Here is an 11,612-nt window from a genome sequence, read left to right as displayed (position 1 = left end):
CTGGGCGGGGCGGGTGACCGTGCCCGGACGGGGCGGCCCCGACCCGGAACGGCGGCGACCGCGACGGCCGGGAGGACCGGAAGGACCGGAAGGACCGGAAGGACCGGAAGGACCGGAAGGGCCGGGAGAGCCGGGACGGCCGGGAGGGCCGGTGCGGCGCAGGCGCACACACGCGCGCGACGCCGTGGCCCGGCCGTGCGGCCGCACGGCCGCACGGCCGGGCCGCACACCGGCGCCGCCGGCGTCCGCCCCGGGGAGGGGCCGGTCGCCGGCGGCGCGGAGGGTCCGGGGCGTCAGGCCCCCTGCCTCACAGCCGGGCGTTGCGCAGGACCGGCACGGCCTCGCGCACGGCTGCGGCCTCCGCCACGTCGATGTCGGCGACCAGGAGCCCCGGCGCCCCGTCGAGCCCGGCCCTGCGGGTGCCGTCCGGGCCGATGACGGCGCTGTGGCCGATGCCCCGGGGCGCGGTGCCCTCCACCGGGCCGGGGTCGGCCTGTCCGCAGGCCAGCACCCACGACGTGGAGTCCAGGGCGCGGGCGCGAGTGAGCAGGTCCCACTGCTCCCGCTTGCCGGGGCCGGCGCCCCAGGAGGCGCACACGGCGATCACCTGGGCCCCGGCCAGGGCGAGCCTCCGGAAGAGTTCGGGGAAGCGGACGTCGTAGCAGACGGCCAGGCCCACGCGGACCCCGCCGACCTCGATGACGACCGGCTCGGAGCCGGGGGCGACGGAGTCGGACTCCCGGTGCCCGAAGGCGTCGAAGACGTGGATCTTCTGATAGGCCGCATCGACGCCGTCCCCGGTGGCCAGCAGCAGGTTGCGGACCCTTCCGTCACCGGCCGGGGCGAACATCCCGGCGAGGACGGTGACCCCGTGGCGGGCGGCGATCCCGCGCAGGCCCGTCGCCCAGGGCCCGTCCAGCGGCTGGGCGGCCCCGGCCAGGTCGGCGCCGAAGTGGACCATGGCGGCCTCGGGCAGGACCACCAGCTCGGCCCCGGAGGCCGCGGCCTCGGCCACGGCGGTCTCCGCGGTCGCGAGGTTCTCCTCGGGCCGGTCGGTGGAGGAGATCTGGCAGAGTGCTACGCGCATCGTGTTTCCCCTGTGTTTCTTGGCTCATGGAGTGCGCGCCGACGGCGCGCCCCGGGACAGTAAGGTCGTGCATACATGTTGTGTACGTGAGGAGGGGCAGTGGCCGCATCGGGTCGGGAGAGGGCCTACCAGTTCCTGAAGGACTCCTACCTGAGCGATCCGGAGCGCCAGGGGGGCTTCATCAACGAGCAGGAGGTCGCCAGCCTGATCGGGGTGTCGCGGACCCCCATCCGCGAGGCGCTCCTCCTCCTGTCCGCCGAGGACCTGGTGCAGCTCATCCCCAAGCGCGGCGCCTACGTCGCCCCGATGAGCGGACGCGAGCTCTCCGAGCTGATGGAGATGCGCGGCATGGTCGAGCGCCACGCGGCCGAGCAGGCCCTGCGCCGGGGCGCGGCGCCGGTCGGGCCGATGGAGGACGCGCTGCGGCACCAGGAGGAGCTGACAGTGCCCGAGGAGGCCCGCACGTTCATCGACTGGGACCACCGCTTCCACTCGGCCCTGGTCGCCTCGACCGGCAACGACATGCTCATCAAGTTCTACGACGGTCTGCGCGCCCGGCAGGTCCGGGCGGGCATGGTCGCCCTGTTCTCCACCCAGGACCGGTACGCGTCCGTGCTGGACGAGCACACCGTCATCCTGGACGCGCTGCGCTCGGGTGACGAGGCCGCGGCCGCGGCGGCCATCGACTCGCACCTGGACGCCACGCTGAAGGTCCTGCTGGAGAGCTGAGCGACCGCCGGCCGGCCCCGGCGGGGGTCCGGCCCGGTGGCGGTCCGGGCGCCCGCCGGGCCGGACCGGCCGCCGTGCGCGACGGCCGGAGGTCCCCGTGGCGAGGACGCCCGGTCCCGGGCGGCGCGGAGGCCCCGGACACCACCGGTCTAGGCCCCGGCGCCGGCGAGGAGCTCCTCGTCCTCGTGCGGCGCGGGGTCGCGGCCCAGCACCAGGCCCGCCACCGTGACGGCGGCCGTGACGGCGACGTAGACGGCCAGCGGCACCCAGCTGCCGGTGGCGGCCAGCAGGTACGTGAACACGAGCGGCGCGACGGCGCCGCCGATGATCCCCGCCAGGGTGTAGGCGAGGGAGCTGCCCGTGTTGCGCAGGCGCGGGTGGAACTGCTCGGAGACGAAGGCGGCCTGCGGGCCGTACATGACCGAGTGCAGGGCGAGGCCGACCACGATGCCGCCGGTGAGGGCGAGGAACGAGGCGTCGGCGATGGCCGGGAAGAACACGAAGGGCCAGATCCCGGCGCCGAGGGCGCCCAGGCCGTAGAGCAGCCGCCGGTTGACGCGGTCGGAGAGCCATCCCGCGAGCGGGATGAGGGCCACCTGGAAGGCCGACCCGGTGAGGACCGCCGCCAGGACCGTGCCCGACTCCAGCCCGAGCACCTGGGTGCCGTAGGTGAGGACGAAGACCGTGAACAGGGCGTACACGACGTCGGGGGCGACCCGGCTGAGGACCGCCGCGGTCAGGGGCCGCGCCTGCTTCGTGAAGACCTCGCGCAGGGGCGCCGAGGGCCGCTCCCCCTCCTCCGCGATGGCCTGGAAGACGGGGGTCTCCTCCAGCTTGGCCCGGATCCACAGTCCGAAGAGGACGAGGACGCCCGACAGGAGGAAGGCGACGCGCCAGCCCCAGGAGAGGAACTGCTCCTCGGTGAGGAGCAGTCCGAGCAGGGCCAGGACGCCGTTGGCCATGAGGTTGCCCAGGGGCGGGCCCACCTGTGCGGCCGAGGCGAAGAAGCCCCGGCGGCGGGGGTCGCCGAACTCGCTGGACAGGAGCACGGCGCCGCCCCACTCGCCGCCCACGCCGACGCCCTGGGCGAAGCGGAGGGCGACCAGGAGGACGGCGGCGGTGCCGCCGATGCTGGCGTGCGTGGGCAGGAGGCCGATGAGGAAGGTGGCCACGCCGATGAGCACGAGCGTGCTGACGAGGACCTTCTTGCGGCCGACGACGTCGCCGAGGCGGCCGAAGAAGATCCCGCCCAGCGGCCTGGCCACGTAGCCGACGGCGTAGGTGGAGAACGCGAGCATCGTCGCGGCCAGCGGGTCGTGGCTGGGGAAGAAGAGGTGCCCGAAGACGAGCGCCGAGGCCGCCGAGTAGATCGCGAAGTCGTACCACTCCAGGGCGGTTCCCGAGAGGCTGGCGATGAACGCGCGCGCCACCGTCCCGCGCCCCACCTCTCTCGCGCGGGTCGTCACTGCTTGCGGCTGGTCCATCTCGTTCCTTCCGGTCGTGTTGCGCAGATCTGGTTATACTCGTCGTATACAAGAGGTATGCGCAAGTCCCGGAGGCTTTTTGATGACCGAACTGCAATTCGAGCTCAACGACGGGACCGCGGTCGCCGTGGAGGTCACGCACCTGCTCAACGCCGGCTACACCGGCCGCAGCCAGGACGACGTGCGCGCCCACGTGGAGGAGCTGGCCCTCCTCGGCGTCCCCGCCCCCACCACCACACCGGCCCTGTACCCGGTGTCCCCCTACCTCGCCGCGCAGGTGTCCCAGGTCCCGGCCCAGCACGGCCGCACCTCCGGCGAGGCCGAGTGGGCCCTCGTCGTGACCGGCCCCGAGCCGCAGGACGTGCTCGTCACGGTGGCCTGCGACCACACCGACCGCGAGCTGGAGGCGCACGGCGTGGCGTGGAGCAAGAACGCGGGCCCCGACGTCCTCGGCGCCCGGGCCTGGCGCCTGACCGACGTCCAGGACCGGTGGGACGACATCACCCTCAAGGCGTGGGTCGGAACCGGGGACGGCGAGGCCGAGATCCAGAACGGCACCCTGGCCGAGCTCCTGGCCCCCTCCTACTGGCTGGAGGTCCTGCGGGAGCGCGGCCTGCTCGTGACCGGCGCCGTCCTGCTGTCGGGCACGATCCCCATGCGCGCCGACGTGGACCAGTTCGCCTCCTCCTGGCGGGTGGAGCTGACCGACCCCGCCTCCGGGGACACCCTCGGCCTGGCCTACAGGGTCGCCCCGCTCCCCGAGCCCATCGGCTGACCGGGGCCGCCGGACGACGGACGACGGACGACGGACGACGGACGACGGACGACGGACGACGGACGACGGACGGGCCGGGCGCCGCTTCCGCGGCGCCCGGCCCGACGGTGTCGGCCAGGAGGTGTTCCCCGCGCCGTTCCGGCCCGCCGCCCGCGAGCCCCCGAGCACCCCCTACACGGCGGGTGCGGCCGTGTCCGGCCCCGGGGCGCCCTGCCAGCTGTGCCAGAGCGCCGCGTAGCGGCCCCCCGCGGCGACCAGCTCGGCGTGCGGCCCCTGCTCCACGATCCGGCCCTGGTCCATCACCACCACCCGGTCGGCGGCCTCGGCCTGGGTGAGCCGGTGCGCCACGACGAGGGTGGTGCGGCCCGCGGTGGCCGCGGCGGCGGCCCGCTCCAGGCGCCGGGCCCCGGAGCTGCCCGCCTCGGCCGTGGCCTCGTCCAGGACGGCGACGTCCGGATCGGCCAGGACCAGGCGGGCCAGCGCCAGGTGCTGGGCCTGCTCTGCGGTCAGGGTGTGGCCGCCCTCGCCCACGACCGTGTCGAGCCCCTCGGGCAGGGCGCGCACCCACTCCAGGGCGCCGACCGCCTCCAGCGCCCGCTCCGCGTCGGCCGGGTCCGCCCCGGCGCGCGCCAGGCGCAGGTCCTCCAGGAGGGTCCCCGCGAACACGTGGGTCTCCTGGCTGACCAGGTAGACGTGCTCGCGCACCCGGCGCTCCCCGAGCTCGTCGAGGGGGACGCCGCCCAGGTACACCGTTCCCCGGCCGGGCGTGCGCAGCCCGCTCACGAGGGCGGCCAGCGTGGTCTTGCCCGCGCCGCTGGCCCCCACGAGGGCCACGCGCTCACCGGCCGCGACATCCAGGGTCACGTCCTCCAGGGCGGGCGGGGCACCGTTCCCGTAGGAGTGGGTGACGCCCTCGACGCGCACGGTGGAGCCCGCGGGCCCCTCCTCGGCGCCCGGGTCGCGCTCCTGCGGCAGGTCGACGACGCCGGCGAGCCGGGCCAGGCTCGCCCCGGCGGACTGGACCTCGTTGAAGTTCATGACGAGGAAGATCATCGGCCCGAACAGGCGGTGGAAGTACAGGGCCGCCGCCGTGACCATGCCGACCGTGGCGAGGTCGCCGCGCACCAGCCAGAACCCCGTGACCAGCACGGCGGTCAGGCCCACGCACTCGGCCCCGTTGAGGCGCGACCCGAAGCGGGTGAACAGGCGGAACACCTCGACGGTGATGTCCCTGGCCGCACGGGACCGCAGGGAGACCCGCTCCTCGTGCTCGTCCTCCAGGCGGTACGCGCGCACGGCGCCGCGCCCGCGCAGGGCGCCCATCATCGCGTGCGAGCGCTCGCCCATGGCGATCCGCTCGCGGGCGTAGTAGGGGCCCGAGCGCGGCAGGTACCAGCGCAGGGCCATGGCGTACACGGGCAGCGCGCAGAGCCCGGCCAGGCCCAGGCGCCAGTCCAGCGCGGTCATGCCCACCGCGGTGAGCACCACCGTGGCCAGGGCGACCACCACGTCGGGGCCGGTGCGCGCGATGCTGGCGGTGACCACGGCGACGTCGTCCCCGACCCGGGAGAGCAGGTCGCCGATGCGGACCCTCTCGAGCCGTGTGGCGGGCATGTGCAGCACCCGGTCCATGACCCGCTCGCGCAGCCTCGCCAGGACGGTCTCGCCGACCCTGCTGACCAGCCACGCGCCCAGGCCCACGAGCAGACCGCCCACCACCGCGGCGGCGGCGATCAGCCCGGCCGAGCGGAGGACGGCGTCCAGGTCCGCCCCGGCGGAGATGTCGTCGACCATGCCGCCCAGCACCCAGGGGGCGACCAGCCCGGCGCCGCTGCCCGCGAGCACGGTCAGCAGGGCGAGGGGGGTGGCCCACCCGGTGGCGCGCACCCCCTCCCCGAGCACGGCCCAGGTCCTGCGTGCGCCGGCGGTGGGGAGCAGCTCCCCGCCCGCCGGGTCCTCGGCGGGCGGCGTGTCCGTCGCGCCCGTGGAAGTGGTCGCGCTCATCGGAGCACCGCCTCGCCGTAGTGCCGGTCTTCCTCGACCAGTCGTGCGTGTGTTCCGGTGCTGCGGACCCGGCCGTCGACGAGCACGACGACCCGGTCGGCGCGGGAGAGCAGGGCGGGGCTCGCGGCCACGACCAGGGTCGCCCCGGGTGCGGCGCGCCCGCTCCGCGCGGCGGCGACGCCGCGCGCGATGGCCTCCTCGGTGACCGCGTCCACCGCCGTGGTGGGGTCGTGCAGGACGAGCACGGGAGGGTCGGCGGCCAGGGCGCGGGCCAGGGCCACGCGCTGGCGCTGTCCGCCGGACAGGTTGGCGGCCTGGTCGGAGACGGGGCGGTCCAGGCCGTCGGGGTGGCCGAGGACCAGGTCCTCGGCGGAGGCCGCACGCAGGGCGTCGAGCAGCCGCTCCTCGTCCGTGCCGGGGCCGGTGACCAGGTTGGAGCGCAGGGTGCCCTCGAACAGGGCCGAGCCGTGCTCCTCCACCAGGACCGCGGCGCGCAGGGCGTCCAGGTCCAGTTCGCGGACGGGGACCCCGCCCACGGTGACGGAGCCCCGCGTGCCCTCCGGGTCGGCCCGGCCCGAGAGCAGTTCCAGCAGCGCCTCGGCGTCGCGGGGGTCGGTGGTGAGCACGCCGACGAACTCGCCGGGGGCGAGCCTCAGGTCGACGTCAGCCAGTGTGCGGTGGGAGACGCCCGCCAGTTCGACGAGCGCGTTCCCGTCGCCCTCACGCGGGGAGCGGTCCCCGGGGGTGACGGCGTCGGGCGCGTTGAGCAGCCTGACCAGCCGGTCGGCGGAGGCGCGTGCCGTGGCGAAGAGCTGCCCGACCATGCCCAGGCCCTGCACCGGCTCGGCGAGGAACTGGGCCAGGCCGATGACGATGACGAGTTCGCCGACGGTGAGCCGGCCCTCCAGCGCCATCCACCCGGCCGCGCCCGCGACGCAGGCGAGGAACACGGCGCTGGCCGCGGTGACCAGCCCCCGGTAGACGCCGCTGCTGGCCGCGGCGCCGACCGAGGCCTCCAGGGCGCGGACGCTCGCGGAGCGGTAGCGGAGGGCGGCGTTGTGGCGGGCTCCGATCCCCATGAGGACGCGCAGCCCGGTGACCAGGTCGGTGGCCAGGGCGGTCGCCCCGGCGGCCGTGGCCTGCTTGGCCTCGCTGCGCCGCGTGATGTGGGCCGCGGGGACGCGCAGGAGCAGCATGAGGAGGGGGACGCCGACGAGGACGCCGAGGCCGAGCGGGACGTCGACCGCCAGCAGGGCGACGGTGGTGACGACAATCGCGACGGTGAAGGCGATCCCCCCCGACCAGGCGCGCACGTACACGGCGGCCTGCTCGGCGTCGGAGGTGGCCACGGACAGGACCTCGCCCGCGCGCAGCCCGCTGCGCTCACCGCGCGGGTCGAGGGCGCGGCGCGCGGCCTCGACCCGGAGCAGGTGGGCCTCGTTCTCGATCGCCCGCAGGGTGAAGCGGGCCCCGGTGCGGTAGGCGAAGGCCAGGACGGTGAAGAGCAGCACCGTGCCCGCGACGCAGTAGGCCAGGGCGGTGACGTCCCCGGTGACGACCGCCAGGTCGATGGTCAGGCCGATCGCGACGGGGACGAGGGCCTCGGCGACCTGGTGGAGGGAGAGGAGGACCACACCCAGGGAGACGTGGCGGCGGTTGCGCCGCAGGGTGCGCCGGCGCAGGGCCCTGGCAGTGCCGGGGGACCCGCCGGGGAGGGGCCGCGGCGCGGGCGCCTCCGGCGCTGCGGGAGGGGCGGCGCCGGGGGCGCCGACCGTGCCGGTGGAGGCGCTCACCTGGTACTTCCTCTCTCTTCGGGGTGCGTGACCCCGTACAGTCGTGTACTCATCCGATGTCCTGTTCCCCCTGCTGTGTCGTGGCCTGGCCAGGCTAGTCAGGCCGGGCGGCCTCGCCGAACACGACCCCGGCCACCCGGGCACACTCAACCTTGGTTAGGCTAACCTTCGCCCGCCGTGACGGCGACCCCGTCCGCCGCCGGAATCCCCGCAGCGGCCCGGACCGGACGCGCCCGGCGGACCCCGCACCCCGAACGAGAGGCCTTTCCGTTGCGCATCAGGTATCCGAGTCGACGGAGCATGGTCCGGGTCAGGGTGGTGCGCACCGAGCGGACCACCGACAACTTCGTCACGGTGACGGTCGGCGGCGAGGAGCTGGCCGGATTCGAGTTCATGGGCCTGGACCAGTGCACGCGGATCTTCTTCGCGCGGCCGGGCCAGGAGCGGCTGCACCTGCCCCACGCCTCCGCCGACGACGGCTGGGTGGCCGAGTTCCGCGCGATGCCCGAGGAGCGCCGGCCCCACGTGCGCAACTACACCGCCCGCCGGTTCGACCCCGAGGCCCTGGAGATGGACATCGAGTTCGTCGCCCACGGGGACGAGGGGCCCGCGTCCGCCTGGGCCCTGGGCGCGCGGCCCGGGGACGAGCTGGGGCTGCTGGCGGAGGGCATCTACCACCTGCCGCCCGAGGACGCCGACTGGCACCTGCTGGTCGGCGACGAGAGCGCGGTGCCCGCGATCCTCTCGATCCTGGAGCAGTCCCCGCGCGACCTGCGCGGGCTGGCGTTCCTGGAGGTGCCCTCCTCGGCCGACGTCCGCGAGGTCGACGCCCCCGCCGGGATGGAGGTGCGCTGGCTGGCGCGCGACGGCGCGCACACGGTCCCCGGGCAGCTGGCGCTGGAGACGGTGAGCGGGGCCGCGCTGCCGGAGGGCCGCCCCTACTGCTTCGTGGCGGGCGAGAACGGGCTCCCCACCGGCCTGCGCCGGTTCCTGGTGAAGGAGAGGGGCGTGGCCAAGGAGGACATCGCGTTCATCGGGTACTGGCGCGCGGGCACCGAGGCCTACGCCTGACCCGTCCCCGCGGCCTCGGGCCGTGAACCTCGTCACCCGGCGCGCGGCGCGGGGGCCTCCGGGGGCGCCGCCGACCCCGCGCCGTCGGCGTCCTCCGCGGACCGCCCCCACCCCCGCCCGGGATGCCCGGTTTGCGCATCGGCTCCGCCTGCTCCACCATGAGACTTGCTTAGGTGAGCCTAAGCTCATCTCCTCGACCGAATGAGGCCCCATGAACCGCGGTCCGCTGACCCGCGGCGGCGCGATCGCCGCCGGTGCGCTGTCCATCCTGATGCTCGCCGCCTGCGGCGGCCAGACCTCCGACGACGGACAGGAGGGGACGGGCGAGGCCGCGGAGGGCTTCCCCGTCACCGTCGAGACCCTGTTCGGCGACGTGGAGATCGAGGACCGGCCGGCCAACGTCGCCGCCCTCGGCTGGTCCGACGCCGAGACGGCGCTGGCCCTGGGCGTCCAGCCCGTCGGCGTCGCCGACTGGCAGGGCTACGGCGGCGCCGGCGTGGGCCCCTGGGCCGCCGACCTGTTCGACGAGGAGCCGGTGCAGATCGGCACCATGGAGCCGAACCTGGAGGCGGTCGCCTCCCTGGAGCCCGACGTCATCCTCGACACCCGCTCCGACCACACCCAGGAGCGCCACGAGCTGCTCTCCCCCGTCGCTCCCGTGGTCGGCCCGCCGCCCGGCGTCGAGGTCACCTACGGCACCACCTGGCAGGAGCAGACCCGCCAGGTCGCCCGGGTGCTCGGCGAGGACGCGCGGGGCGAGGAGCTCATCGGGGAGCTGGAGGGCCGCTTCGCGCAGGCGCGCGAGGACAACCCCGACTTCGAGGGCACGACCATCGCGGTCGGCGCCTACTTCGACGGGCAGTACGGCGCCTACGTCCCCGGGGACGCGCGGGTCGACCTGCTGGAGGACCTGGGCTTCGAGAACAAGCCCGAGATCACCGAGATGGCCGAGGGCGCGTTCTACGTGGACCTGAGCGCGGAGCTGGTGGAGGTCCTGGACGCGGACCTGACCGTCGTCTTCCCCATCGGCGACGAGGAGACCACCCGCTTCCTGGAGGAGGACCCGGTGCTCCAGGGCATCCCGTCCGCCGAGGACGGCCGCCTGATCATCATGGACGACCCGGAGCTGGCCAACGCCTTCTCCAGCGGCTCGACCCTGGGCGTCACCCACGCCCTGGAAGGCGTCGTCCCGCTGCTGCGGGAGGCCCTCGGGGGCTGACGCCCCCGCGGTCGGCGCCCCGCCGGACCGCACCCCGAGGCCCCCGCCGTGCGTAGGCACGGCGGGGGCCTCGGCGTTCGCGGGGACCCGCGTGCGGGCGCCGCGCGCCGGCCTGCGCGGTCAGGGCCGGAAGACCACCTTGACCATGCCCTCCGCCTTCTTCTGGAACGCCTCGTACGCGTGCGGCGCGTCGTCCAGCGGCAGGTGGTGGGTGGCGAAGTCCTCCACCCCCAGCACGTCGGCGTCGTCCAGAAGCGGGAGGATCTCGGGCGCCCAGCGGCGCACGTTCGCCTGCCCCATCCGCAGCTGGATCTGCTTGTCGAAGAGGGTCAGCATCGGCATCGGGTCGGCCATGCCCCCGTACACGCCGATCAGCGAGACCGTCCCCCCGCGCCGTACCAGGTCGATGGCGGTGTGCAGGGCGGAGAGCCGGTCCACCCCCGCCGTCTCCATCAGCTTCGCTCCGGCGCCCTGGGGCAGGAAGGAGGCCACCCTCTGGGCGAACCTCGCGGTCCCGTGCCCGGACGCCTCCATGCCCACCGCGTCGATGACCGCGTCCGGCCCCTCGCCGCGGGTGCGCTCGCGGATCTCCCCGAGCAGGTCGTCGGTGCCGCCGGAGGGGTCGAACACCTCCACCCCCCGGGCGGCGGCGCGTGCGCGGCGCTCGGCCACCGGGTCCACGCCGAACACCTGTCCCGCCCCCAGGTGGCGGGCGACCCGGCAGCACATGTCGCCGATCGGCCCCAGCCCCAGGACCGCCACCGAGCCGCCCTGAGGCACGTCCGCGTAGCGGACGGCCTGCCAGGCCGTGGGCAGGACGTCGGACAGGAACACGTACCTGTCGTCGTCCCCCTGGGCGGGGACCGGAATGGCGTTGCTCTGCGCGCGGGGGACCCGCAGGTACTCGGCCTGCGCCCCGGGCACGGAACCGTACAGCGAGCTGTAGCCGTAGATCCGCGCGCCCATGCCCTGCTCCTCGACCCTGGTGTTCTCGCACTGGGTCTGGAGGCCGGTGCCGCACATGGCGCAGTGCCCGCAGGAGATCTGGAAGGGGACGACGACGCGGTCCCCCACCGAGAGGGACGTGACCTGCGCGCCGACCTCCTCGACGACGCCCAGGGGTTCGTGGCCGAGCACGTCGCCCGGGTTCATGAAGGGGCCGAGCACCTCGTACAGGTGCAGGTCGGATCCGCACAGGCCCGAGCTGGTGACGCGGATGACGGCGTCACCGGGGTCCTCGATCCGCGGATCGGGGACGTTGACGGTGTTGACGTCCCTCGTGCCGTTCCACACGACTGCCTTCATGACTCCCCCTGGTGTCGCCTCCTGTGCGCCGGCGCCCGGGGCCCGTGCTGCCCCCGGGGGCGGCCGTGCCCGCCCACTACCCGTGGGCCCGCGCCGGAAAACGAGGGCGGACCGGAGGACGCGGAAGACTTCAGTACCTGAAGTA

General features: G+C 75.1%; 9 protein-coding genes. 4 read left to right on the top strand and 5 right to left on the bottom strand.

What is annotated here, in order from left to right; genetic code table 11:
• Positions 1-307: 307 nt before the first annotated feature.
• Positions 308-1,087 (bottom strand): carbon-nitrogen hydrolase family protein, encoded by a 780-nt coding sequence (locus ACQPYD_RS12250; RefSeq protein ID WP_433701097.1) that lies wholly within the window; start codon positions 1,085-1,087, stop codon positions 308-310.
• Between the two features lie 99 nt (positions 1,088-1,186).
• Here ACQPYD_RS12250 and ACQPYD_RS12245 point away from each other — a divergent pair, with 99 nt between their 5' ends.
• Positions 1,187-1,816, top strand: coding sequence for a GntR family transcriptional regulator (locus tag ACQPYD_RS12245; protein WP_267949560.1), 630 nt, complete (start codon positions 1,187-1,189; stop codon positions 1,814-1,816).
• 149 nt (positions 1,817-1,965) lie between these two features.
• On the opposite strand, the gene ACQPYD_RS12240 is transcribed toward ACQPYD_RS12245, so the two are convergent.
• Positions 1,966-3,300, bottom strand: a complete 1,335-nt coding sequence (locus ACQPYD_RS12240; protein ID WP_433701096.1) for an MFS transporter — start codon at positions 3,298-3,300, stop codon at positions 1,966-1,968.
• 82 nt (positions 3,301-3,382) lie between these two features.
• Here ACQPYD_RS12240 and ACQPYD_RS12235 point away from each other — a divergent pair, with 82 nt between their 5' ends.
• Entirely contained in the window at positions 3,383-4,075 is a 693-nt protein-coding gene (locus ACQPYD_RS12235; RefSeq protein ID WP_433701095.1) for a DUF2848 domain-containing protein, read from the top strand.
• A gap of 171 nt (positions 4,076-4,246) precedes the next feature.
• Here ACQPYD_RS12235 and ACQPYD_RS12230 read toward each other — a convergent pair whose 3' ends face one another.
• Together ACQPYD_RS12230 and ACQPYD_RS12225 are read right to left on the bottom strand one after the other, a co-directional pair.
• A complete protein-coding gene (locus tag ACQPYD_RS12230; protein WP_433701094.1) occupies positions 4,247-6,079 on the bottom strand; it encodes an ABC transporter ATP-binding protein in 1,833 nt (610 codons plus the stop codon).
• On the bottom strand, positions 6,076-7,872 hold the full coding sequence (locus ACQPYD_RS12225) for an ABC transporter ATP-binding protein (protein ID WP_433701093.1): 1,797 nt from the start codon (positions 7,870-7,872) through the stop codon (positions 6,076-6,078). The genes ACQPYD_RS12230 and ACQPYD_RS12225 overlap by 4 nt, the downstream gene beginning before the upstream one ends.
• 300 nt (positions 7,873-8,172) lie before the next feature.
• Between ACQPYD_RS12225 and ACQPYD_RS12220 the strand changes: the two genes are divergently transcribed.
• Together ACQPYD_RS12220 and ACQPYD_RS12215 are read left to right on the top strand one after the other, a co-directional pair.
• Positions 8,173-8,943, top strand: coding sequence for a siderophore-interacting protein (locus ACQPYD_RS12220; RefSeq protein ID WP_433701092.1), 771 nt, complete (start codon positions 8,173-8,175; stop codon positions 8,941-8,943).
• Between the two features lie 211 nt (positions 8,944-9,154).
• A complete protein-coding gene (locus tag ACQPYD_RS12215; protein ID WP_433701091.1) occupies positions 9,155-10,162 on the top strand; it encodes an iron-siderophore ABC transporter substrate-binding protein in 1,008 nt (335 codons plus the stop codon).
• A gap of 120 nt (positions 10,163-10,282) precedes the next feature.
• Here ACQPYD_RS12215 and ACQPYD_RS12210 read toward each other — a convergent pair whose 3' ends face one another.
• Positions 10,283-11,467, bottom strand: coding sequence for an alcohol dehydrogenase catalytic domain-containing protein (locus tag ACQPYD_RS12210; RefSeq protein WP_433701090.1), 1,185 nt, complete (start codon positions 11,465-11,467; stop codon positions 10,283-10,285).
• Positions 11,468-11,612 lie beyond the last annotated feature (145 nt).

The organism is Nocardiopsis sp. CA-288880 (assembly GCF_050955985.1).
Classification (GTDB): Bacteria; Actinomycetota; Actinomycetes; order Streptosporangiales; family Streptosporangiaceae; genus Nocardiopsis; species Nocardiopsis tropica.
Note: the sequence above shows the minus strand (reverse complement) of the source record. Positions and strands in the feature narration are given on the sequence as shown.

Excerpts from the sequence above, each read along its gene's own strand:
- ACQPYD_RS12250 (WP_433701097.1), bottom strand. The coding sequence starts at position 1,087 with ATGCGCGTAGCACTCTGCCAGATCTCCTCCACCGACCGGCCCGAGGAG.
- ACQPYD_RS12240 (WP_433701096.1), bottom strand. The coding sequence starts at position 3,300 with ATGGACCAGCCGCAAGCAGTGACGACCCGCGCGAGAGAGGTGGGGCGC.
- ACQPYD_RS12235 (WP_433701095.1), top strand. The coding sequence starts at position 3,383 with ATGACCGAACTGCAATTCGAGCTCAACGACGGGACCGCGGTCGCCGTG.
- ACQPYD_RS12230 (WP_433701094.1), bottom strand. The coding sequence starts at position 6,079 with ATGAGCGCGACCACTTCCACGGGCGCGACGGACACGCCGCCCGCCGAG.
- ACQPYD_RS12220 (WP_433701092.1), top strand. The coding sequence starts at position 8,173 with ATGGTCCGGGTCAGGGTGGTGCGCACCGAGCGGACCACCGACAACTTC.
- ACQPYD_RS12215 (WP_433701091.1), top strand. The coding sequence starts at position 9,155 with ATGAACCGCGGTCCGCTGACCCGCGGCGGCGCGATCGCCGCCGGTGCG.
- ACQPYD_RS12210 (WP_433701090.1), bottom strand. The coding sequence starts at position 11,467 with ATGAAGGCAGTCGTGTGGAACGGCACGAGGGACGTCAACACCGTCAAC.